Annotated in this window: 24 protein-coding genes; 8 read left to right on the top strand and 16 right to left on the bottom strand. The window is 27.8% G+C overall.

Annotated features, from left to right (window positions below; genetic code table 11):
* Positions 1-61: 61 nt before the first annotated feature.
* The 3 genes from HNP68_RS01340 to HNP68_RS01330 are packed head-to-tail and all read right to left on the bottom strand — an operon-like array spanning position 62 to position 3,722.
* Entirely contained in the window at positions 62-988 is a 927-nt protein-coding gene (locus HNP68_RS01340) for an ABC transporter permease (RefSeq protein WP_183219632.1), read from the bottom strand.
* Positions 960-2,111: an ABC transporter permease gene (locus tag HNP68_RS01335; RefSeq protein WP_183219630.1), complete on the bottom strand. Its 1,152-nt coding sequence runs from the start codon at positions 2,109-2,111 to the stop codon at positions 960-962. The genes HNP68_RS01340 and HNP68_RS01335 overlap by 29 nt, the downstream gene beginning before the upstream one ends.
* Positions 2,112-3,722 (bottom strand): ABC transporter ATP-binding protein, encoded by a 1,611-nt coding sequence (locus HNP68_RS01330; protein WP_183219627.1) that lies wholly within the window; start codon positions 3,720-3,722, stop codon positions 2,112-2,114.
* A 242-nt stretch (positions 3,723-3,964) separates the two neighbouring features.
* On the opposite strand from HNP68_RS01330, the gene HNP68_RS01325 reads away from it, so the two are divergent.
* The 4 genes from HNP68_RS01325 to HNP68_RS01310 are packed head-to-tail and all read left to right on the top strand — an operon-like array spanning position 3,965 to position 7,039.
* A complete protein-coding gene (locus HNP68_RS01325) occupies positions 3,965-4,627 on the top strand; it encodes an HAD family hydrolase (protein ID WP_183219625.1) in 663 nt (220 codons plus the stop codon).
* On the top strand, positions 4,624-5,487 hold the full coding sequence (locus HNP68_RS01320; RefSeq protein ID WP_183219623.1) for a hypothetical protein: 864 nt from the start codon (positions 4,624-4,626) through the stop codon (positions 5,485-5,487). The genes HNP68_RS01325 and HNP68_RS01320 overlap by 4 nt, the downstream gene beginning before the upstream one ends.
* Complete coding sequence (locus HNP68_RS01315) at positions 5,481-6,527, top strand: hypothetical protein (RefSeq protein WP_183219621.1); 1,047 nt, start codon at positions 5,481-5,483, stop codon at positions 6,525-6,527. The genes HNP68_RS01320 and HNP68_RS01315 overlap by 7 nt, the downstream gene beginning before the upstream one ends.
* Positions 6,524-7,039, top strand: coding sequence for a hypothetical protein (locus HNP68_RS01310; RefSeq protein ID WP_183219619.1), 516 nt, complete (start codon positions 6,524-6,526; stop codon positions 7,037-7,039). Before HNP68_RS01315 ends, HNP68_RS01310 begins: the two co-directional genes overlap by 4 nt.
* Before the next feature lie 39 nt (positions 7,040-7,078).
* On the opposite strand, the gene HNP68_RS01305 is transcribed toward HNP68_RS01310, so the two are convergent.
* The 8 genes from HNP68_RS01305 to HNP68_RS01270 form a co-directional block, all read right to left on the bottom strand.
* A complete protein-coding gene (locus tag HNP68_RS01305; protein WP_183219617.1) occupies positions 7,079-7,519 on the bottom strand; it encodes a response regulator in 441 nt (146 codons plus the stop codon).
* 38 nt (positions 7,520-7,557) lie between these two features.
* Positions 7,558-8,043 (bottom strand): chemotaxis protein CheX, encoded by a 486-nt coding sequence (locus tag HNP68_RS01300; protein WP_006068952.1) that lies wholly within the window; start codon positions 8,041-8,043, stop codon positions 7,558-7,560.
* Positions 8,044-8,054: 11 nt separating this feature from the next.
* Positions 8,055-9,455, bottom strand: coding sequence for a CheR family methyltransferase (locus tag HNP68_RS01295; protein WP_183219615.1), 1,401 nt, complete (start codon positions 9,453-9,455; stop codon positions 8,055-8,057).
* 7 nt (positions 9,456-9,462) lie between these two features.
* Positions 9,463-12,057, bottom strand: coding sequence for a chemotaxis protein CheA (locus tag HNP68_RS01290; protein ID WP_183219612.1), 2,595 nt, complete (start codon positions 12,055-12,057; stop codon positions 9,463-9,465).
* Positions 12,058-12,133: 76 nt separating this feature from the next.
* The gene (gene flaA / locus HNP68_RS01285) at positions 12,134-13,159 is read right to left on the bottom strand and encodes a flagellar filament outer layer protein FlaA (protein ID WP_183219610.1); all 1,026 of its coding nucleotides are present in this window, start codon (positions 13,157-13,159) and stop codon (positions 12,134-12,136) included.
* 85 nt (positions 13,160-13,244) lie between these two features.
* Positions 13,245-13,790, bottom strand: a complete 546-nt coding sequence (locus tag HNP68_RS01280) for a flagellar filament outsheath protein (protein ID WP_183219602.1) — start codon at positions 13,788-13,790, stop codon at positions 13,245-13,247.
* Positions 13,780-14,778, bottom strand: a complete 999-nt coding sequence (locus HNP68_RS01275) for an N-acetylmuramoyl-L-alanine amidase (protein WP_183219992.1) — start codon at positions 14,776-14,778, stop codon at positions 13,780-13,782. The genes HNP68_RS01280 and HNP68_RS01275 overlap by 11 nt, the downstream gene beginning before the upstream one ends.
* Positions 14,771-15,730, bottom strand: a complete 960-nt coding sequence (locus HNP68_RS01270) for a glycosyltransferase family 2 protein (RefSeq protein ID WP_183219600.1) — start codon at positions 15,728-15,730, stop codon at positions 14,771-14,773. Before HNP68_RS01270 ends, HNP68_RS01275 begins: the two co-directional genes overlap by 8 nt.
* 57 nt (positions 15,731-15,787) lie before the next feature.
* On the opposite strand from HNP68_RS01270, the gene HNP68_RS01265 reads away from it, so the two are divergent.
* The gene (locus tag HNP68_RS01265; protein WP_183219990.1) at positions 15,788-16,456 is read left to right on the top strand and encodes a hypothetical protein; all 669 of its coding nucleotides are present in this window, start codon (positions 15,788-15,790) and stop codon (positions 16,454-16,456) included.
* 6 nt (positions 16,457-16,462) lie between these two features.
* On the opposite strand, the gene HNP68_RS01260 is transcribed toward HNP68_RS01265, so the two are convergent.
* From HNP68_RS01260 to HNP68_RS01250, 3 genes are read right to left on the bottom strand one after another with little or no spacing between them, the layout of a single operon-like run.
* Entirely contained in the window at positions 16,463-16,912 is a 450-nt protein-coding gene (locus HNP68_RS01260) for a DUF192 domain-containing protein (protein ID WP_183219598.1), read from the bottom strand.
* A 19-nt stretch (positions 16,913-16,931) separates the two neighbouring features.
* Complete coding sequence (locus HNP68_RS01255) at positions 16,932-17,342, bottom strand: hypothetical protein (protein ID WP_183219596.1); 411 nt, start codon at positions 17,340-17,342, stop codon at positions 16,932-16,934.
* Positions 17,343-17,351: 9 nt separating this feature from the next.
* Positions 17,352-17,708 (bottom strand): hypothetical protein, encoded by a 357-nt coding sequence (locus HNP68_RS01250; protein WP_183219593.1) that lies wholly within the window; start codon positions 17,706-17,708, stop codon positions 17,352-17,354.
* 105 nt (positions 17,709-17,813) lie between these two features.
* On the opposite strand from HNP68_RS01250, the gene era reads away from it, so the two are divergent.
* Positions 17,814-18,686: a GTPase Era gene (era, locus tag HNP68_RS01245; protein WP_183219591.1), complete on the top strand. Its 873-nt coding sequence runs from the start codon at positions 17,814-17,816 to the stop codon at positions 18,684-18,686.
* Positions 18,687-18,758: 72 nt separating this feature from the next.
* Positions 18,759-20,324 (top strand): lysine--tRNA ligase, encoded by a 1,566-nt coding sequence (gene lysS, locus HNP68_RS01240; RefSeq protein ID WP_183219589.1) that lies wholly within the window; start codon positions 18,759-18,761, stop codon positions 20,322-20,324.
* A gap of 71 nt (positions 20,325-20,395) precedes the next feature.
* On the opposite strand, the gene gpmA is transcribed toward lysS, so the two are convergent.
* Complete coding sequence (gene gpmA, locus HNP68_RS01235) at positions 20,396-21,142, bottom strand: 2,3-diphosphoglycerate-dependent phosphoglycerate mutase (RefSeq protein ID WP_183219587.1); 747 nt, start codon at positions 21,140-21,142, stop codon at positions 20,396-20,398.
* Between the two features lie 146 nt (positions 21,143-21,288).
* Here gpmA and rpiA point away from each other — a divergent pair, with 146 nt between their 5' ends.
* Positions 21,289-21,975: a ribose 5-phosphate isomerase A gene (gene rpiA, locus HNP68_RS01230; protein WP_183219585.1), complete on the top strand. Its 687-nt coding sequence runs from the start codon at positions 21,289-21,291 to the stop codon at positions 21,973-21,975.
* On the opposite strand, the gene psgB is transcribed toward rpiA, so the two are convergent.
* A complete protein-coding gene (psgB, locus tag HNP68_RS01225; protein WP_183219583.1) occupies positions 21,962-23,092 on the bottom strand; it encodes a HemN-related non-iron pseudo-SAM protein PsgB in 1,131 nt (376 codons plus the stop codon). The two genes, rpiA and psgB, sit on opposite strands and share 14 nt — an antisense overlap.
* Positions 23,093-23,157: the final 65 nt, after the last annotated feature.

The raw sequence follows: 23,157 nt of genomic DNA, 5'->3' as shown, positions 1-23,157 counted from the left end.
CTCTTAAAAATTAAAAGAATTTTCAAAACATGGAAAACAAATTATAAACTATTATCGCCTGTCAATGCTTTTTATAGGGTATTCCCAAAAACTTGGGCGCATAATTTCTTTTTGAAAAAAAAATAAGACTTAAAATAATAATTAAATATGGGGTAATAACTAACATTTTAGGAGGCATTATTAAAGATAAAAAAGGAGATTGGACCAAAACAATTGCCAAAGTTTTCACGAATGAAAACAAAAAACTACCTATTAAAATCCCCAAAGGAGTCCATTTCCCAAAAATCAACATTACAATAGCAATAAAACCTTGCCCACCCGTAACCCCTTGTACATAACTTGATGCGATCACTGTTGTAAGAACAGCACCCGAAAGCCCCGCTAAAAACCCACTTGAAAGGACGCAAAAAAATCTAATTTTATTTACACTAACTCCAACAGACTCTAATACCTCTGGATTTTCACCACTAGCATTAATTCTAAGCCCAATTTTAGTATATTTAAAAATAATATGAAATAAAAACACACCTAGCATTGCAATATATATAGAATATCTTTTACCAAAAATTTGAAATATAAAAGATGTTTTGCTTAAAATTCCATCAAAAAGTATTGGCAACTTTATCTCTATAGGTGGAGTTGAAATAGAAGAAAAAATTAAAGTGCTTAAAAAAACAGAAATAGCGGGTCCTAAAAAATTAAGTGCCATTCCGGTTATAATTTGATCTGATTTTAAAAAAATTGTAAAAACAGCGTGCAAAATAGAGAGCGTAAGCCCTGCTAATCCACCAACAAAAATTGAAAATAATGGGTCATTTGTAAAATATGCAACTGTAGCTCCTGAAAAAGCCCCTATTGTCATTATTCCTTCAAGTCCAATATTAATAATTCCACTCTTCTCGCTTATAAGGCCCCCCAAACCAGCTAAAATTAAAGTTTGAGAATTTATTAAAGTTTCACTAACTAAGAATATTATTATATTTGACACCCTTAACACCTTTTAAAAATATTTTATTTAAAAAATAACTAGCAGAAATTACAAGAACAATTATTCCCATCATCAAAGATACAATTGAGGATGGAAGCCCCATTAAACTTTGGACCCTGCTGCTTCCATAAAGCAATACAGAAAAAAGAATACTAGAAAATATTATGCCAATCGGTGAATTATTCCCTATTAAAGAAACAGCTATCCCATTAAAACCAATTCCTTCCATATAGGAAAGCTTAAATATAGCTTTATTAACACCCATAATTTGAACAGCGCCAGCAAGACCTGCAACAGCCGCTGAGAGAAACATTGAAAAGATTAGCACGGCTTTTACATTAATGCCCATACGCCTTGAAGCTTCAATATTGCCTCCTACAGCATTTATTTTAAATCCAATAATAGTTTTATTAAGTAAAAACCATATTAAAATAGCAAGAATTATACCCAAAATTATTCCAAAATGAAGAGGCGCTTTTAAAAGCTCATTAATAAAAGGATGCGAGGCCCTATAAGAAAGACCATCCGGTGAGAGTTTCCAAGAACCTAAAAAATCAATAAATGCACTTTCCTTAATAGACTTTGAAAAATCACTATTATCTCTTTTAATAAAATTAAAATCTAAAATTATATTATTCAAATGAAATAATATCCAATTAAACATTATTCCTGAAATTACTTCGTTAATATTGAATTTAGCTTTTAAATATCCAATTAAAATTCCTAAACTACCTGATGCAAAAAAAGTAACAATAAAAATAGAAATTACATGTAAAATTGGAGGCAAATCAAATAAAATTGATGCTATTAAGGCAACAATAGATCCTAGTATAAACTGGGATTCAACCCCAATGTTGAAAAGACCTGTTTTTAAAGAAATACCAATAGAAAGACCTGTAAAAATCAAAGGGGCTGCATAACTTAAAATATAACCTAAATGTTTGGGAGACGAAAAGATAATCTCAAGCATTATAAAATACATCCTAAAAGGAGAATAGCCAAACATCATTACCACTAGACCAACAATCAAAAACCCAACAAACAAAGCAAAAACACTAACAAATACTGAAGAATTTAAAAATTTTAATATAAATTTACTGCATACATTTTTACTAATTATCATTTAGCTTAAACCTATCATCATTTTACCAACAACATCAATATCAAAATTATCCTCTAAAATACCCACTATTCTTCCATCGTGCATTACAGCTATCCTGTCACAAACATTAACAAGCTCATCAAGCTCAAGAGAAACCAACAAAACAGATCTACCCGCATCTCTTTGCTCTATTATTCTTTTATAAATATTTTCAACAGCTCCAACATCAAGACCCCTTGTAGGCTGAATAGCCAAAAGAATATCCGGCTCTAAACTCAGCTCACGAGCAATAATAACTTTTTGCTGATTACCTCCAGATAAATATTTTACCTTACTTAAAATATTTCTTGGTCTAATATCAAAATAATTTACAAGTTGGTTGCTCATTTTTTTTAAAATGCTAAAATTAAACCCCACGAATTGTCCTTTAACCTTATGAAATTGTCTTTTGATAAAATTGAAAAAATTAAATTTTAAATTAAAATTATTCTTTGAATGATTTTTCTTTAATCCCAAATAATCAAGATTATCGAAGCTCTTAAGCCCAATATTTTGCATAACATTGAATTCTAAAATAAGACCGTGCCTTTGCCTATCCGAAGGAATACTGCCAATTTTTTTATCTATTATCTGCTTAATCGTTAAACCTTTTAAAGATTCCAAATTACCCGAAGAATCTTTTTTAAAGATATCGCCCTTAAATATGCTTTTTAAACCCAAAATTGCATCTACTAAGTCCTCTTGACCACTTCCCTCAATGCCTGATATCCCAAGAATTTCACCATTTCTCAGATTAAGATTAACATCTTTAACTCTTAAAATCCCTCTCTCATCCTTAACACTTAAATTTCTTATTTCAAGAACATTAAAATGATTTTCAAATTGAATTTTAGATGAACGAAGTGTAATCTCTTTACCTATCATTAATTTTATAAGATCTTTATCATCAATCTCATCAAGATTAACAGTTTTCACAGCTTTTCCAAGGCGCATAATTGTACATCGCTTTGCAATAGACCTAATTTCTTTTATTTTATGAGTAATAAGTATTACAGTGTGACCCTCTTTAGTGAGTACTTTTAAAATATTCATAAAATCATCAATCTCACTTGGAGCAAGCACTGCAGTAGGTTCATCAAAAATAATAATATCGGCATTTCGATAAAGAACTTTCAATATTTCTATTTTTTGTTCCATGCCAACACTTAAGTCTTCAATCTTCTTATCTAAATCTATCTTTAAACCATACTTTTCTGAAAGATAACTTATTTTTCTTCTAGCTTGTTTGTAATCAAGAAAACCAAACTTTGAATTTTCATACCCTAAAATAATATTCTGAACAGCAGTAAATTGGGGAATTAACATAAAATGTTGAAAAACCATTCCAATCCCATTTCGAATAGCCTCGCTTGAATCTTTAAAGTTTACTTCTTGGCCTTTTAAAATAATTTTGCCACTATTTACTTGATGAATCCCATAAATAGTCTTCATTAAAGTAGTCTTCCCAGCACCATTTTCTCCAAGAATAGCATGAACTTCGCCTGCCTTAAATTTAATAGAAACATCATCATTGGCAATAAAATCACCATACTTTTTTGTAATATTTTCTAATACCAATAGATCTTCTTTCACTAAGATTTAACCCCAACAAATATACAATACAAATGACTCACCATACTATATTCTAATGAAATATAATAAAACTTAAAATTTATATTTTCAATAGCATTTTTGCACTTTAATAAACAAAATAAACTATTCATAAAAATTAATTACTAATGAATAAAAAATGCTTAAAATATAAAAACCTTAATAAAGAGCGCAAATTAATGATAAAATAAAATAATAAATAAACTATTATAAAAGAGAGTACTATGAAAATCAAAGCATGCATTTTTGATATGGATGGAACCCTGGTAAATAGCATCATGGATATTGCATTCTCAATGAATTCAGCTCTTTCAAACTTGGGATACAATAAAATTGAACTAAACAAATTCAATGCTCTTGTTGGCAGAGGATTTGATAAATTTGTAATAGACACTTTAAAGTTATTATCTCTTGAATATAATAATCCCAATTTACAAGACACGCTTTACCAAGAATTTGTAAAAGAATACAATAAAAATCTTTCATCTCAAACACAACCATATGAAAACATAAAAACCCTTTTAAAAAATATGAATAAACTTAACATTCCAATTGGAATTTTAAGCAATAAAAACCATGAAGAGTTAATAAATTTGGTGAAAAATATTTTTGGAAATATATTATTTTTTGAAATCAGAGGTTATTCAAAAAAATTTCCACCAAAGCCAGATCCTGAGAATGCTCTTGATATGATATTAGAATTAAACATCAAAAAAGAAAAAATTGCATACATTGGAGACAGCGATGTGGACATGCTAACTGCACTAAACGCTGGATTTATACCAATAGGAGTTTCCTGGGGATTTAGAAGTGTTCAAGAATTAAAACAAAATGGAGCAAAACATATAATCCACAATCCGCTTGAACTATTGGACCTAATCAAATGAATGTAAAACCATATTTTTCTTACCTATATCATTACCTATTTAATCATGAAAGCATAAAAAGTTTATCTGCCATAGAAAAAGAAATTGAAATGCTCAATTATTTAAAGGAAAACAAAAAAACTATTGCTACATTTATTAAAAACAATTTTGAATCAGAGCTTAAAGATCTAATTCAGTACATCAAAGATAAAACAGATATAATGATTACACCATTTATTTTATCTGGCATTGAAGCTATCGATTTTAACATTGTAAAACCTCTTTTTAGTAAAGAATTAACAAAAAACGACTTAAATTTGATATTTAATTTTGTTAAAATTAACTCATCTTTAAGAAAAGAATTCTTTTATAATTTCAATACTATAAGCAACGGATACATTACTTTTTACATAAACAAACTATTTGAAGGAAAAAACTCTTATACAATATATTTAATACAAAAAGAAAATAAAACCCTTTACTCATCAGAGATCATAAAAAATTATTTAAAGATATTACTTCTTTTAAAAGTATTGGTAATTAAATACTGCTTCGAAAAAGGAATAGAATTGACTATTAAAAATATTGAATCTACTTCAAAAGCAATAAGCAATGATACCGATTTTTTAGACGAAAAAACAGCCAAACTAATAATTGAAAGTTTTTTTAAATATGAGATTTTACAAACAATGTCCCCAATTTCAACATTAATTGCCATTTTTTCAGCAAGAGCAAGAATTCCAAAATACAAAAACAATCCGGTTAAAGGTTTTATTGGATATGATGAAAGTTGGTTTTCAATAAAACAATCAAGCTCTAGAGAATATGACTCAAGAATAATCAAAGAATTATTAGAAATAGCTAAGGTAAATAAATGGTAAAAAAATTTTCGATTTTTTTAAAAGCAATAATAATTTTTTCAATATTTGAACTCTTAATCGAAGAGCTCTCAATAATTCTTTTTTTACCATACAAAATACGATTTGCACTAATATTTCTTGGTTTTCTATTTGATACAATTTTTATTTTCATTTTTTTATATAAAATAACCAAAGCTTACTTTTCCCAAAGATTAGAAATCTACGTCAGAAACAATCTATTCTTTGACATAATTCACTGCCTTATCCCTTTAGCATTTTATAGTTCATATCAGCTTAAAAACATAATTGTTGCCCACGAAACCATATTAAATCCAATAATGCTATCGCTTTTTAAACTAAGATTTTTAAGACTTCTTAGGTTTAACGACCTAATAATAGAAATTTACTACAATTCAAAAGAAAAGAATCTAATACTAATAGCATTTGCTAGAACATTTTCAATGAGCTTATTAATACCATTTACATTCTTTATAATAATATCAAGCTCAAAAATTGTAAATTCAATACCAGAAAAACAAGAATTTAATATTATAAAAAATATATCAATAATAAATGAAAAAGCTTACATAAAAGAAAAATATCCCTTCATCTTATTAATAAAGGAAAAAGAAAACATAATATACTCAAAATCAGACGAAATATTTGTTTACTACAGTCCTAGTGAATACAAAGTAATAGAAATAGATAAGACAAAATTTTATATAGATAAATATTTGCAAAGAAAAAGCGATTCTATTCTTGGAATTTTTCTATTTGCATTGTTTGCCTCATTTACCATTTTTTTAATGAATTTTTATAAATTTTTTAAAGCAAGTTTTTTAAATCCTATCATTTTAATGACAAAAATTTTACAAGACCCATTAGAATATCGAAAAATTCAAATTCCTTTTACTTTAAGCGAAGAAAAAGTATATGAACTTGCAAAATTATTTAATAATCTTTTACTAAAAGAAAAACTAAATTCAAAGCGAAAAAGCAAAATACCTTTAGAAATTGAAAATGTAAAAAAAATAATTAATAAAAACCAGGAATTAAAATGAAAATTCAAATAACTGCAGTGCTACTGACATTATTAAATTTGTCACTTAATGCTAGGCTTTTGAACATCTCAATTGAGAGAAGGGCAAACGAAGAAATAAAAAAATATTCATCTTTCAATTTAATTTTAGAAAAAGAATACTATACTGATTTTCCAACAAGCGAAATAGAAAAAAATATTTATAAACTAACTGAGCATTTTGTAAAAAGTATAATGCTTAATAAAATTAACTACGGTTTATTAAATTCGAACTACAAAGAAGTAAATAAGTATTTAATTCAAAGCGAGCTTATTGATAACAAATTTTTAAAATATAAAGTATTTAAAATTAAAAATATAAATGGAATCTTTAAAAGTTATTCACTAATATACACAAAAAAAGGATTTTACAAACTAGAACTTTACATAGAAAACAATACGGAACCTCTAAAAATACTCAACCTTAACATAACTTATTTTTTAAAAACTTCAGATAAAATAAGCAATGAAATGATTTTTTCTCCAAAAGAATGAAAATAATAAAATTGAAGCTTAAGCTTTTTTATAAATAATTTATTTAACAAATACAGACATTACTCTTTGAAGAACCTTTGCCCTGTCTAATGGCTTTACAATAAATGTTTTTGCTCCTTTTATTAAGCAATCTTTAACTAATTGTTCTTTGCCTAAAGCAGATATCATTATCACTCTGGCATTTTTATCAAATTCCATAATATTAGAAAGACAAGTTATTCCATCCATTTTGGGCATGGTAATATCAAGAGTGACAATATCAACATTAGGATAATGATTCTTGTATTTTATCAAAGCCTCTTCTCCATCAGCTGCGGTATCAATAATATTAAAACCCTCTGATGTAAAAATTTGAGTAAGCTGCTTTACGGTAAAAACAGAATCGTCAACAATTAAAACATTAAAAGGAATCCCTGTATCATAATTGATTCCCCTAGGCTTAGATGAAGAATCTGCAGCAATTGTAGTCTTTTGAATCATATTAACCTCTCTCTCTAATAAAAAGAATTTTTTTCATATCAAACCCTCTCTCTTATTGCAATATTAACTTCTATAATTTTACCATCAGGTAAAGAAAAAGGAACAATTAAAGCCTCAGAACCTTTATTACTTATTTTCATATTTTCTCCATAAATAAAAGCTGGTGGGGTTATATCGAATACAAAACCTTTAGCATGCAAAGTAGTAACGAAATTCCCCGCAATAATATTGCCAACCTCAGTGAGAGTTGCAGCAACCATCTCTTTTGTTTCTTCATCATCAAAATCATTATACTCTTCAAAATTTAACTTAGAAGCAACAAAAAGAGCTGTTTCTATGTCCATATCAATAATTATACTACCTTCAACAGACCCAGCAAGTCCCACTATTACGGAAACACCTTTTATCTTTTGATTTATTGACTTAAGCCCTGGCTTACCCATTTCTATATTCTCAACAAGCAACATATCCCTTAAAACCGAAGAAGCGGCATCCAAAAATGGCTCTATATAATCTATTCTCATTCATTTCTCCTTTAGACTTTCCTGTACAAGTTAAAATATTCTGCGGATTTCTCTTTTATAAAAACATCATTGTTTTTAAGCTCTTCGTTATCTCCCAAAACCAAAAGAGCCCCTTTAATAGTTTTGGAAGCAATGATATCTAAAATTAAAATCTGATCTTTACTATTCAAGAAACATAAAACATCTTTTAAAAAAACCATTCCCAAATTATCAGGCAAATCTGAAAAAAGAGCATCAGAATATTCAAACAAAACATTATTGAGAATTTCTGACTTAAATTTATAAACCCCAGGACTTTGTTCAAAAGAGTTCCTACGATAAATTTCACTAATACCAATTTCTGACTCTGAAAAAATCAACCTAGAAGTTTCAACCACTTTTGATAAATCATTATCAATAGCTGTCAACTTAAACGGTTTTACATAATACTCAGATAAAGCGTTAACTAAAGCCATAGTCTCTCTTCCATTACCACAACCAATTTCCAATACATTGAAAATAGAATTTAAATTCTCCATAAAATTCAAGCGATTCTTAACAATTTCATTTTGAAATTCTTCCAAACAATCAGCTCCCCACAAATTTCCTGATGATTTTGAATAAAATTCATTTAAAAAACTATCGTAAGGCAAGTAATCAGCATCAACCATATTAAAGTTTACTCCAACTTTTTCTAAAAACACATCATTTACTAAAGAAGCATTAAACGAGTATTTCAAAAGATTTTTTTTAATATTCTCCAAATTACATGTTGCAATATTGTTTAAAGACGAATTCTCACTGTTGTTAATATTTTTTAAAAAAACACTATTGGAAAAATTATCTTTGGAATTTTCTAGTATATCTAAATCATCACAATCACTTACAAAATTAATCTTTTCAACAAAATTTTGAGCGGGTTTTAATACTTTTTCTTCTTCACCATAATTAAAAATTTTAAAAACATCAAGGAGTATATAAAGCTTTTCGTTATAATCTACAACACCTTTTATATAATTTATTAAAGAATCCTGAGACAGGACTGGGTGTGGATCTTGAATAAGGCTAGAATCTATCGAAAAAACATTATTAATTTTATCAACAATAACCCCTATAAGAAGATCTTCATTTTTTAAAACCATAATATCTTCAAGGTCTTTTTTATTAGATTCCAAATTAAACATTATTCTAAGATCTATAATAGGAATTATTTCGCCCCGTAAATTATCAAGACCAGCCACATATTTTTTGGCATTTGGAACATAAGTAAAATTACTAGATTTTCTAATTTCTTTAACCTGCATAATGTCTACTAAATAATGATCCAATCCAAGCTCAAAGGAAACAACTTTAAAATCAAAATTGGCCGACTTAGAATTACAATTTTTATCATCTAAAACTTTAGGTCCAAAATAAATTTCTTTTATCTGCACAAGAGATTCACTCCTTAATATCCTTTTTTAAATCAAAAAGTTTAAAAACATCAATTATTAATACAACCTTACCATTACCCAGAGTAGTAGCTCCAACCACACCCGCACTTGATGAAAATTTATCCTTAATAGGCTTTACTACAAAATCTTCTTCGCCAAGAATAGAATCTACAACAATTGCAGTCTTTATATTGTTAGTATTAACAACTATTAAAAATTTCTCTATTAATGAATCATCTCTTGTTATATTAAAAAGTTTATCAAGCCTAAGAACAGAAATGATTTCGTCTCTTAAATTATAAACTTCATGATAATTTTCAAGCAATTTTATATCATGCTCGGTTATTCTATGAGTTTCAAGAACATTGTTTAAAGGAATAACATAAGTCTCGGGCCCCGATTTTACCAAAAGGCCTTGTATAATCACTAATGTCAGTGGTAGTTTGATTTTAAAAATCGTTCCAAGACCAATTTCTGATTCTACTAAAATAGTTCCATTAAGCTTTTCAATGCTTTTTTTCACAACATCAAGGCCAACACCTCTACCTGAAAGGTCTGTCACTCGACCTGCTGTTGAAAATCCAGGAGCAAAAATTAAGTTAATAAGTTCAAAATCAGAGTAAATTGCATCTTCTTTTATTGTTCCCTTTTCAATTAATTTGCGCTTAATAATCTTTGGATCTATACCAACCCCATCATCTTCAATCTCAATTGATATTACATTGCCCTCATTCTTAGCACGCAAAATTATAGTACCTGCTTTGCTCTTCCCCTTTTTAATTCTCTCTTCAACTGTTTCAAGTCCATGATCCATTGAATTTCTAACACAATGCATCAAAGGATCCACTAGGTCATCTATAACAGACTTATCAAGCTCAGTTTCCTCTCCTTCCATTTCAAGATTTACAATCTTATTCAATTTCTTTGAAAGGTCTCTGACAACTCTTGTAAACCTTGAAAATATATTAGATATTGGCAACATTCTAGTCTTTAAAACACTCTCATGCAAATCTGTAATTATCCTAGACAATCGTCCAGAAGTCATTTTAAAATTTTGAAGAAGTCTAAAAAAAGAATTTCTCAATTCAGATATATCATTCAAAGACTTTTCCATTTTAAAACTCATTAAAGAATTGATATGTGATTCAATTTCATCTTCTAATGTTAGGCCTGCATCTTTAAAAACTAGCTTTAAATCAATTAAAAAGTTTCTCTGAAAACTTTCTTGATAATCATAAAAATAATTAAAATTATAAAATAATGTAATCATCTCTGAATTTATTTGATTATAAGATGATTTGCTTATTACTGCTTCACTAACAAGATTTAATATGTAATCTATTTTTTTACTATCTATTCTAATTAAATTAACATTAATCGGATTGTTTTTTTTAATACTTTTATTTGCTCTAAGAGACACTTCATCGTTTTCTTTTAAATTTAAACTTTTTAAAGATTCTAAATTAACATTTTCAATTTCAAAATGACTAACAACATCTGGTAAATTAATCTTTTTAGCGATAGTATCTGCACTGACATCTGATATTAAGTAATATATAACAAAATCAAAAAACTTATCTGCTAATAATTCACTGGAATCTGGGAGAGACTTAAAAATATTCCCAAGACTTTTTAATGCCTTAAGCATTTGAAACCCACTAATCGTAGCCATAGGATTGTTTTTTACAAAATACAATTTAACTTTAAATAATTTTCGATTTTCAATCTCAAGCAATAAATCAGAAATCTCATTATCTGTAAAATCAAAACTATTATTCAAAATAGAATTGAAATTCAAATCAATATCTTTAACACATTTACCTATAAGATTTTTTAATTCTTCTTCTACATTAAATTCATCAACCAAATAACTTGCAATTATACTTGAAGGGTCTAAGCTTTTCTTCACGCCCTCTATATCTGAAGATATAAGATAGTAATCTACTCTTGTTAAAAATTTATCTTTTATGATTTGTTCATACTTAGGAATTGTATGTAGAACAGACCCTAAATTTTTTAAAACATTAAATATTTTCAATCCACCATTTTCAACTTCAGAACCACTATTTACATTAAAAATAACACTGATCTTTAAAACCTTTTGCCCAATACCTAAACTTTCCCTTATCTCCTCAAGATCTGATTTCGAAAGACAAAAATTGCCTTTGTTTGAATTTTCGTCAATTTCATTCATAAAAACTTGAGTATCAATCACTAAAAATTGCTTTAATTTGCTTTTAAGATCACTTATATCATTCAAATAAACCTTGCCATCAAGACGAAGCGCAAGCATTTCCTTAATAACATCCAATGAATTTAAAAGCAGATCAACAAGATCATTGTTTATATTTATCTTATCATCTCTAATAGCATCAAAAACATCTTCAACAATATGGGTAAAATCAGATAGCTCCATCATATCAAGAGAAGCAGAACTTCCCTTTAAAGTATGAGCTGCCCTGAATATTTCATCAATAGTATCAGAATTATTAGGATCATCCTCTAATGACATAATATTCTCTTCAAGGATATCTACAAGATTTTGAGCCTCTTCAAAAAAAACCCCTAAAAGCTCTTCATTTTCCAAATCTAATACTTCCATACTATTCTATTTCCTATTAAATATCTTATATATATAAAGCTAACCCAAAAGGTCAGCTTTATATATTAATTCAAGCCTACTGTTTTGGGGATGATTCTTTAGGCTTTTCACTCTCAACCTTTTCTATAAAGTTTTGAAAAGAACCTTCAGGCATAGAAATTTTTTCCCTAAGCTTTAAAACTCTTTTAAAAGTTTCATGTGCCTTTAATTTACGAAGGGATTCAGTCCCACTAGTCTCATAAACTTTAAATACAGACTCACTATCAATATCAGAATCTATTGAAACATTCAACTTATCATAAAGAACTCTCAAATCTTTCACATAAAAGATAAAATTTTGTTCTTTTGAACTATGTGATTTTGAAACTCTAAAAGCCTTAAATCTCATTTTACTTGAAGCAAGTGGATAATTTGGGACATCATCTTTAATTATTCTAGATGATATATTAGGAATATAGTTAGGATTTGACCAAATTAAATCAGCCCACCCTTTAAACTTTAAAGTTCCCATAGAATAAGCATACTCCATACCATTCATATCTTCAAATAACACCTCAAGATCTATCTCATAGCCTAAACTATATACTGATACTTTAATTTCTTTCATGGTTTTAATGTTGTCAACAAGACCTTTGCCTAAAAATTGATTCCCACTTTCCCCTGAATAAAAAGGAATTTTAAAGGGCGGCATAATCATAGCAGATGATTGAGAATAAGTTGGAAATAAGACCCTTACTCCCAAGATAGTATCGCCTGCATACCTTTTTGAATCACTCTTAACAACAGCAGGTGCAACAACTGAATTTTTAACGTAAGCCTGCAACCTTGCAGAAGGAGTAAGCAAAACACTCCAATTATTTATTCCAAGATCCACAACCATATCTTCCGGCTTAACAATACCAGAAGCACCAGAATATACATAATCAACATAATTTGTAAGATCAAGTTTAGTTGAACTCGGGTCTCTTGCAAGTTCGGCAAAATCTAAAACTAATTCTCCAGGCTCTGCCCTTTTAGAGCCTTCCGCCAATCCATCAGTCTCTTGAGCAAAAAGAGCAGTGGATAATAAAAAAAATAAAATGCTTTTCACTTTCCTCTTCATGTAAACCAACTCCTTACATATATAAATCTTTTATAAAATTTTCGTTTTTTAATTGTCATTATTAGTAAAAATAAATTTATCAGCTCTACTCCTTCAACATACACCCTTCAACAAGAATAACAAGCCTTTTTAACTTGCCAGGATAATTAAAGCGTATCGTCTTTACTAAAGACATAGCAAACAGATTAACCTTAACATCAAAAGATTCATAAGACTCATTATAATCACCGCTATTAAAAGAATCATAAAACTCCCTTGAAAGATTTATGTAATAAATCCTATTTTTTAAAAAAGAATATAAAAATCTTGCATCGCTTAATAAAAATCCAAAAGAAAACCCCTCGTTGCTTCCTAATAGAAAATCTTTTACTAAAAGATCTAAATTATCTTTCAAATCTTTTTCATCTTTCAAATACCTTAAATTAGCAACAAAACCCTTGCTAGTGTGAAAATAAAAAACCTTTTTTGAAAAAAGATTGCCATAATTTAAAAAAATCGTACAAATAGAAAACAAAAAACTTGCTGCCAAGGCTCCTAAAAGCACTCTAACCGTATGCTCTTTTTTAGAATTTAAAAATTTATAAATCACTACATTATATTTAAAAAATATATCTGAAATATTATTTTTCATAAAAATTTATAAATTCCATCAAAGATTTAAGTATTAGGATATTAAACTTGCTCATATAATTATAATCCAAAATTAATTTAGCATCTAAAATATTGGACAAAAACCCCATTTCAATCAATACGGCAGGCATGCTGCTATTTTTTATTACAAACCATTGCTCTTCTCTAATCGGTCTAATATTGGTTTCAATTAACTCATTTTTAAATACTTTATACAAAATTTCAGCCAATCTTTTTGATTCATATTTATACTTAATATCTAGTATATCATTAAGCTCACTTAAGTATCTATTACCTTTAATATCATATCCCTTAAAATCTTTAATAACCTCTCTTTTTGAATCCTTGGGAAGATACCAAAACTCAACTCCCCTCGCCTCATTATTTGGGGCATCATTAGCGTGTATAGACAAAAAGATAACATTATTCGGAAAATTTGGCTTTATTGCATTCGCAAATTCCGATCGCTCTTTCAAGGTTAAAAAAACATCATTTACACGGGTTAACAAAATATTTTTATTTACAAAATAATTGCTTAAAATTTTAGATAAATATATAGAATAGGTCAATGCAAAATCTTTTTCTTGAAGCACAACATCGTAACCATTTATCCTTAAAGTAACAACTGCGCCAGCATCGTGTCCACCATGCCCAGGATCAATGATTATTGAAGTAATTCTGGGTTTATTATAATCTTTAAGAGAACTAAAATAATTTTCAATCTGTTTTAATACCTTTTGGCTTATTAAAATTTCTCCACGAATGTCAACAATTGGATCTACAAACATATAATAACCAGAAGATGTAAGCGCATATTCAAAACCTACTCTAAACTTTAAATACCCCTTATCATTTTCAATTGTAAAAACATCATTTTCGATATTAAAATCGAACTTAAAAACATTAGTATCAAAAAAATCAAGAATATTTAAATAATCAAGCGTCTTGGAATATAAGTTCAAATATGAAAACAAAACTAAATTAATCAATAATATTATTTTCCCAAAGCTCAATGGCACTCTTTAAGTCTCCTTTGAATCTCAAGCTATTTTTAGTGATCTCACCTTTTATTTCCTTAAATTCTTTTTGAAAGAGAAAAGGATTAATCTTGTATTTTAAACAAACTTTACAAAACCTCAAAAAAGAAAAAACAACGCCATTTCCAACAAAAATTGGGACATAGTTCTTAAGCAAAAAAATCAAAAAACTTTTATTTTTGGTTAAATTTTCTGGTGAATTTGATGCGGTATACTGAATTCTTAACTTTCTATAAATATAAATATGTTCCCCAAAATAAACAGCTCTTAGTCCAAAATCTATTCTTTGAAAATATTCATTTTGAATTCTTCCGTCAAAACCCCCTAACTGTAAAAATTTTTCTTTAGAATAAAGTCCACAATAATCCATGGTAATCAAAGTTTTTTCATAGTCTTTCTCAGAATTTACTAAAATTACCTTAAACTTTTGCTGTTTATCTATACTGGGTAGAAAAATTGAGGGTATCATTTCCTCTTCTTTATCGAAAAATTCTCCCCCAACAAGAAGAACATTTTTTTTTACTATTTCATTAAATATATTTGGAATCCAAAAAGGATTTAACAAGTACATATCACTTTGCAAAACAAAAACAAAATCACAGCTGGATTCTTTCATTGCCAAATTAACCTTTTCCCCAGAATTTAAGTCATCAGAAAGTAAAATAAATTTTAACTTACCATAACTTTCTGAAATAAACTGTAAAGAACTCCTATTGCTCTGTTTTTCAATTGAAATTATTTCTCTTATAAAGTCAAAATTTGATAAAAATTCAAATAAATCTTCTCTAAAAATTTTTGTTCCTCTGTTTAATATTACAAAAGAAATCCCAAAAGAAGATTTTTGTGAATAATTATTCTTAGATTGAATAACAGTATATGAATAGTCAATACCTTGAAGACGCATAAATTACTTTTAAAATCCTCACAATTAAATTATAATAATCATATGTCAAATAATACAATGTTAATTCCAAAAATAATGAATATTAATGCATTATCTCATAGCATGATTATTATCATTTTTACACTCATTTCTTGCAACCATAAGAATATACAGTATGATAAGAGAATTAAAAAATTTTTAGATAAAAACAAAATTGAATATAAAATAGACTCAGATAATGACTTTGTAGCATTTAAAGACATAAACAATAATGAACGAGAAGAAATAATCATTAGATCAAGACTAAACTCATATAAAAATTCAAAAATAAGAGAAATATTTGGAATTGTCAAAGTATTTGATGTAAATACACAAAAAATTAAAGAAATATCTGAATCCCTTATGAGCGATAGCTACAACAACAGAGTACTTGGATCATGGGAGATTATTCATAACGCAGAAAGAGGAATTAATTCTTTGGTATATATTGTAAAAGCAGAAGAATTTGCAAGTGAAACACTTTTGCTTGATGCAATTGACGAAATCGCCTCAACAATGACTATTTTCAAAAAAATAATAACAAATAACGAAAACATTAATAATAATGAAGTAAATAACAATGCAAATAATGTATCAAGCGAACAGAATTTAAAACAAGAAAAAATAAATACAACAAAAGGATCTGATAAAAATGAAGTTAAAAAGGATCAAATCGAAGAAGAACTTCAAGAAATTAAAGCCCAATAATCAAAGTTATTCTACTAATAAAGAATTAATGGCAAAGCAAAAAGACACCTTATCACCTATTTTTATTTTAAATTTAGAAAATGAGCCTCTTGGAAGCTCGAGAGCATATTTTGCTTTATAAAGAGAATTAACGTTTGCCCTAGAGTATGGTTCTAAATCATAAATCTCTTTAATAATTCCACTTGAATCAATATAAGCTATTTCAAGCATCAAAGGTGTATTTTCCATCCAAAAAGATAAATATTGCTCTTTTTTAAAAACAAAAAGCATTCCATTTCCATATTCAACTTTTTTAGTATCCATATATCCTTTTGTTCTATCAAATTCATTAGATGCTATTTTTACAAAAAACTTAACGCCATTTATCACAATTTCTTTATCATAAAAATGATCAGCAAAAGATAAAGAAGGCATCAATAAAACTAAACATAAAAACCATTTTAAAGCTTTTTCCAATTATCAACCTTATTAAAAATCATTTATTATAACTTACAATATAAGATTTTAAAGTCATTCTTAAAATATTTTTATTCAAAACAATAATACACTCGCCAAGATCCCATAAATAATTTAAAGGAGTCACTAGTGTAGCCTCGCCAAACTTCTTCTTTACCTCAATAAAAATTGAATACTGGGATATTAATTTTTTATCAAAAACAAAAGTGTATGAAAACATTTTATTCTTGTCAAAATTAAAAACAGCATATTTTAAATGAGTTTTAGCAATAAATTGCAAAGTCTGTTTCTTAGCATAAGGAAACTCAACTTCTTCAACATCATAATAAAAAATAGTACTTTTTAGAATATTGTCTTTAACGGACTCCATGCTAGAGCCCATAACAAAAGATGTAAAAATAGAAAATAAATAAAAAACTGTAATACCCATACAAAGCCTTTAGCCATAAACAATATAAAGAAAAAGTATAACAAATAAAAAACTTGAAAATAAATACAGCAAAATATTAACATTAATTCCAAAATGGAAAAGTCTTACAAAAACTCTAGAAACTACTTTATCACTTACCATCTTTATTCTTTCTTTTCTTTTAAAGGGTTTTTCTTTTAGTTCCTGAAAAGGACTGTAGTGACAATTGGGGCAACCCTCTCCAAAAGCAGAAACTGGGCCTACATGTCGACAATTTGGACATTCGATATCACCAAGCTTAGAAGCACAATTAGGACAAATAGACCTATTAAGCCCAACTTTTTCGCCACATTGTTCGCAAAAAACTTCAAAATTTACCTTTGCCAAACGAAAATTCCTCAAATTTTACTTAATTATAAAGTACATAAATACTATATAATTAATTATAATAAAATATGTATTAATATTACATATTTTAAGGAATGTTAAAACATGAAATCAGGATTTGCAGCAATACTTGGTAGACCATCAACTGGAAAATCTACTCTTTTAAATTCAATATGCGGGCATAAAATATCAATCATATCCCCTATTCCACAAACAACTAGAAATAAAATAAAAGGAATCTTTACAGATGAAAGAGGACAAATCATTTTTATAGATACACCCGGATTTCATCTGAGCAAAAAAAAGTTTAATATTGCAATGATGAAAAACATACACTCTTCAATAGGAGAAGTTGAACTTATTTTATACATAATAGACATTCAAGACAAACCTGGAAACGAAGAAAATAAAATGCTAGAAATAATAAAAAACTCTAAAATTAAATTTTTAGTATTACTTAATAAAGTAGACCTTAAAAATACTAAAATAAAAGAAATAACACAATTTTTAAAAGAAAAAGAAATAGAAGACAACAATATAATTAAAATATCTGCTGAAAAAAAAATAAATACAGAAGAATTAAAAAATAAAATTTATGAAAATTTTTCAGAAGGTCCACTTTATTATCCACAAGAATACTATACGGATCAAAAAATAAATTTTAGAATTAGCGAAATAATAAGGGAAAAGGCTATTGAAAACCTAAGAGAAGAACTTCCCTATTCTTTGTATGTAGATATTGATACCTTAGAGAATAAAAAAGGAAGTCTTTTTATCAAGGCAAATATTTTTGTAGCAAATGAAAGTCAAAAAGGAATAATTGTAGGAAAAAACGGCAAAGAAATAAAATCAATAGGAGAAAAAGCAAGGAAAACGATTGCAAAAATTTTTGAAGCAAAATGCAACCTATTTCTCCAGGTAAAGCTAAAAAAAAATTGGAACAAAGAAGATAACCTAATAAAAAGACTTATAAATTAATATTTAACTACAATTTTCTAAATTATTGAAACTTTAAACATAAAATGCTAAAATTTGAGCTAGGAATAAAATGTGAAGACAGCGCATTGGGCAGATTTTTACGCAGAAAAAATAAAAAAGGAAAAAGGTCCAAAAGACTTATACACGGTGGCATCAGGAATTACTCCGTCTGGAACCGTGCACATTGGAAATTTCAGAGAAGTTATTTCAGTAGACCTTGTAGCAAGAGCTTTGAAGGACTCTGGAGAAAAGGTAAGATTTATTTATTCGTGGGATAATTATGATGTATTTCGAAAAGTTCCTAAAAATATGCCAGAACAAGAACTTCTTACAACTTATTTAAGACAAGCAATAACAAGAGTTCCTGACACAAGAAGCCACAAAACAAGTTACGCTAGAGCTAATGAAATTGAATTTGAAAAATATCTTCCTATAGTAGGAATCAATCCTGAATTCATTGACCAAAGTAAACAATACACCAATAGCATCTATGCAAGCCAAATAAAATTTGCACTTAATCACAAAAAAGATCTCTCTGAAGCATTAAACGAATATAGAACTTCAAAGCTTGAAGATAATTGGTATCCAATCAGTATATTTTGTACAAAATGTAATAGAGATACAACAACTGTAAATGATTACGACAACGATTACTCTGTTGAATACTCATGCGAATGTGGAAATCAAGAATCTCTAGATATAAGAACTACATGGGCCATTAAGCTTCTCTGGAGAATAGATTGGCCTATGAGATGGAAATATGAAAATGTTGATTTTGAACCTGCAGGAAAAGATCACCACAGCAGCGGCGGTAGTTTTGATACATCTAAAAATATTGTAAAAATTTTTCAAGGAAGTCCTCCTGTAACATTTCAATATGACTTTATTTCAATAAAAGGACGTGGTGGTAAAATATCCTCCTCATCAGGAGACGTCATATCGCTTAAAGATGTTCTTGAAGTCTACACACCTGAGGTCACAAGATTTTTATTTGCTGCTACAAAGCCAAATACTGAATTTTCGATCTCATTTGATCTTGACGTAATTAAGATATACGAGGATTACGACAAATTTGAAAGAATCTATTACGGAGTGGAAGACATAAAAGAGGAAAAAAAAAGATCGTTTAAAAGAATTTATGAGTTATCTCAACCATACATGCCAAGCAAAAGAATCCCTTATCAAATTGGATTTAGACATTTAAGCGTAATTTGTCAAATATTTGAAAATAATATAAATAAAATTCTAAATTACTTAAAAAACGTTCAAGACGATCAAAAAGACAAACTAATCAATAAAATCAAATGTGCAATTAATTGGATAAGAGATTTTGCACCCGAAGATTTCAAATTTTCATTAAGATCTAACTTTGACAATATAGAAATACTAAAAGAAAATAACAAAAAAGCAATTAATGAACTTTTGAATTTTTTAAAGAAAAATTTTGAAGTTGCCACAGAACAAGACATTCAAAACGAAATATATAAAATTGCAAGAGAAAATAATATAGAACCCGCTTTGTTTTTTAAACAAATTTATAAAATTTTAATCGATAAAGAAAAAGGTCCCAAATTAGCCGGATTTATCAAAATAATTGGCATTGACCGTTTTGAAAAGATTACAAGTAAATATATTTAAAATTCTAAAGATAAAAAAAATAAGCCATAATTATTATATGACTTATTAATACTTTAATACCAATAGCCCAATTATTTTAACTTTCCTTGACTAGCAACAGATTCCATTGCACTTTTAATCTTGCTTTCATCACCTAAATAGTAGTGTTTAATAGGATTTAAATCTTCATCTAATTCGTAAACTAAAGGAATACCTGTTGGAATATTAAGCTTTAAAACATCTTCTTCGCTTAAATTATCAAGATATTTAACAAGAGCTCTTAAAGAATTGCCATGAGCAGCAACAATAACCTTTTTACCCTCAAGAACTTCTTTTGCAATCTCATCAGTCCAATAAGGAATAACTCTTGCAACAGTATCTTTAAGACACTCTGTCGAAGGAAGTTCCCTTTTAGAAACATATTTATATCTTGGATCTTTTATTGGATGACGCTCATCAGATTCATCTAAAGACATTGGGGGCACATCATAGCTGCGTCTCCAAATTAAAACCTTATCTTCCCCATATTTTGCAGCTGTTTCTGACTTATTTAAACCTTGTAAAGCTCCATAATGTCTCTCATTTAATCTCCAGGTTTTTTTTACACTAATATAAGATTGGCCTAGTTCTCGCAAAATAATATTTAAAGTATCATTAGCCCTTGACAATAAAGAACTAAAAGCAATATCAAAAGAATAACCTTCTTGCTTGAGGAGCAAACCTGCCTCCACAGCCTCATCAATACCTTTATCGGAAAGTTTAACATCTGTCCAACCAGTAAAAAGATTCTCCTTGTTCCACTCACTCTCTCCATGTCTCACTAAAACTAATTTATACATAAAATCTCCTAGCATATTATTTTATTTATTAATACTAATAATTATAAATTAGCACAAAATCTAGTCAAGATTTCAACCATTAATTAAATAATGATATACTTTAAAATACATTGAACTTTAAATTCACTCAAGCAAGGAAAAAAATTATGGAAAATCAAAAAATTTTGGTAGCAAAATACGCAATTGATCGCTATATCAAAAGCAATATGAACCTTGGAATCGGAACAGGCACAACTATTTATTATGCAATAAAATATTTAAGCGAAAAGCTAAAATCGGGCAATTTAAAAAATTTAAAATTCTATACAACAAGTAGCGATACAAAATATTTACTCTCAAGAGAACAAATCCCTTATGAATCAAATTTTTCAAAACTTAACAAAAATTTAGACATTGCAATTGATGGAGCTGATGAAATTTTATTAGAAAAAAAAAGTCTAATAAAAGGAATGGGGGGCGCCCATCTAATGGAAAAAGTAATAGCCTACAATTCAGAAACATTGCTAATAATAGCAGATGAAACAAAAATTGTAAAAAAATTGGGAACAAAAATGCCTATTCCCATAGAAGTAGCCCAAAGTGCTATTGGATTCATTATGACTAGACTTGAAGAAATGAATTTAAACACAACCTTAAGAATTTGTAACGAAAAAAAAGGCCCCATTATAACTGATAACAACAATTATATTTTAGATGTAAAAATGCACGTAGAAAATCCTGAAGGAACAGAAAAATACTTTAAACTATTTCCAGGTATACTTGAGATTGGAATATTCAATCACAAAAATACAAAAATAGTTTATTACCAAAACAAACAAATCAAGGAAGCCTAAACTTCACTTTAAAAATATTATCATTAAAATAGTTTATAATTTTTACTAAATAAAAATCTAACTTAAACCTTTCATGTCCTTTTAGTAACATAATATTATCATCAAAAACAAATTTTCTACTTAAAGTCGAGCAATAACTAATAAACTTGAAAAATTGCTTTTCATCATACTCAAATCTAAGTCTAAGAGACCGTAAGTTAACACCTTGAATAGTTCCAAGACCTTGAATAAAATGATAAATAAAAAACTCCAAATCCTCTAGCAATTTAAATGTTACTAAATAATTATTTGCTTTAACAAAACCATTATCTTTTCTAATCAAAGCTTTTATATTATTATTGTCATTACAAAAAAGCAAACTTACAGCATTCAATCCTAATCCTAAATAAGGTTTTAACTCCCAATTTAACTTATTATGCTTACTCTCATGACCCTTTAACGCAAAATTAGTAATTTCATAATTAATGTAACCATTAGATTCTAAACACTCTAGGGCACAAAACCACAGTTTTTCTGAATCAACACCATTATCAAAATTTTTAAAAGTAAGGCCTTCCTTTTCACATATAAAATCACTAAAACAAATATGCTCAGGCATATATGAGAGCAATTCTTTCAAATCTCTCTTAAGATGAGATTTTTTTTGCAAAGGCATATTGATAGTCATATCAATATTTAAATCAAAAGCAAACTTTTTAATATTGTTAATTAAAACATTCATTTTTTTATAAGAAATCTCAGGAATACTCACAATCTTTCTAAATTTTAAAGAAAAACTTTGCACACCAAGATTAATCCTAGTAATACAAAATTCATCCAAAAGTTTGAACTTTTCAAAATCAACACAACCTGGAAGAATTTCCAAAGTAAATTCTTCTAATAACGCCAAATTAATACATTTAGACAAAGAAGTGAAAATAAATTTTAAATTATCCTGCTCGCATAAACAAAAATCTACATGCTTAATATAAAGTGTTTTTATAATTGGATGCCCTAATAAGACTATATAATATTTTAATTTATTTAAAATTCTATTAAAAATGCTAAAATCTTTACAACAAAATGAAATATTAATATAAAGACTTAGCTCGATAAGGGGCAAAAGATCTACTCTCATAATGGTCTTTTAAAAATTTAAGTTTAATTATAACATATATAAAGTACAAATATTAAAATACATAA

The organism is Borreliella yangtzensis (assembly GCF_014201775.1).
Classification (GTDB): Bacteria; Spirochaetota; Spirochaetia; order Borreliales; family Borreliaceae; genus Borreliella; species Borreliella yangtzensis.
Note: the sequence above shows the minus strand (reverse complement) of the source record. Positions and strands in the feature narration are given on the sequence as shown.

Coding starts and splice junctions, on each gene's coding strand:
- HNP68_RS01300 (WP_006068952.1), bottom strand. CDS start 8,043: ATGAGAATAGATTATATAGAGCCATTTTTGGATGCCGCTTCTTCGGTT.
- flaA (WP_183219610.1), bottom strand. CDS start 13,159: ATGAAGAGGAAAGTGAAAAGCATTTTATTTTTTTTATTATCCACTGCT.
- HNP68_RS01270 (WP_183219600.1), bottom strand. CDS start 15,730: ATGCGTCTTCAAGGTATTGACTATTCATATACTGTTATTCAATCTAAG.
- HNP68_RS01255 (WP_183219596.1), bottom strand. CDS start 17,342: ATGGGTATTACAGTTTTTTATTTATTTTCTATTTTTACATCTTTTGTT.
- HNP68_RS01305 (WP_183219617.1), bottom strand. CDS start 7,519: ATGATTCAAAAGACTACAATTGCTGCAGATTCTTCATCTAAGCCTAGG.
- HNP68_RS01310 (WP_183219619.1), top strand. CDS start 6,524: ATGAAAATTCAAATAACTGCAGTGCTACTGACATTATTAAATTTGTCA.
- era (WP_183219591.1), top strand. CDS start 17,814: ATGAAATCAGGATTTGCAGCAATACTTGGTAGACCATCAACTGGAAAA.
- gpmA (WP_183219587.1), bottom strand. CDS start 21,142: ATGTATAAATTAGTTTTAGTGAGACATGGAGAGAGTGAGTGGAACAAG.
- psgB (WP_183219583.1), bottom strand. CDS start 23,092: ATGAGAGTAGATCTTTTGCCCCTTATCGAGCTAAGTCTTTATATTAAT.
- HNP68_RS01280 (WP_183219602.1), bottom strand. CDS start 13,790: ATGAAAAATAATATTTCAGATATATTTTTTAAATATAATGTAGTGATT.
- rpiA (WP_183219585.1), top strand. CDS start 21,289: ATGGAAAATCAAAAAATTTTGGTAGCAAAATACGCAATTGATCGCTAT.
- HNP68_RS01290 (WP_183219612.1), bottom strand. CDS start 12,057: ATGGAAGTATTAGATTTGGAAAATGAAGAGCTTTTAGGGGTTTTTTTT.
- HNP68_RS01320 (WP_183219623.1), top strand. CDS start 4,624: ATGAATGTAAAACCATATTTTTCTTACCTATATCATTACCTATTTAAT.
- HNP68_RS01325 (WP_183219625.1), top strand. CDS start 3,965: ATGAAAATCAAAGCATGCATTTTTGATATGGATGGAACCCTGGTAAAT.
- HNP68_RS01265 (WP_183219990.1), top strand. CDS start 15,788: ATGTTAATTCCAAAAATAATGAATATTAATGCATTATCTCATAGCATG.
- HNP68_RS01335 (WP_183219630.1), bottom strand. CDS start 2,111: ATGATAATTAGTAAAAATGTATGCAGTAAATTTATATTAAAATTTTTA.
- HNP68_RS01315 (WP_183219621.1), top strand. CDS start 5,481: ATGGTAAAAAAATTTTCGATTTTTTTAAAAGCAATAATAATTTTTTCA.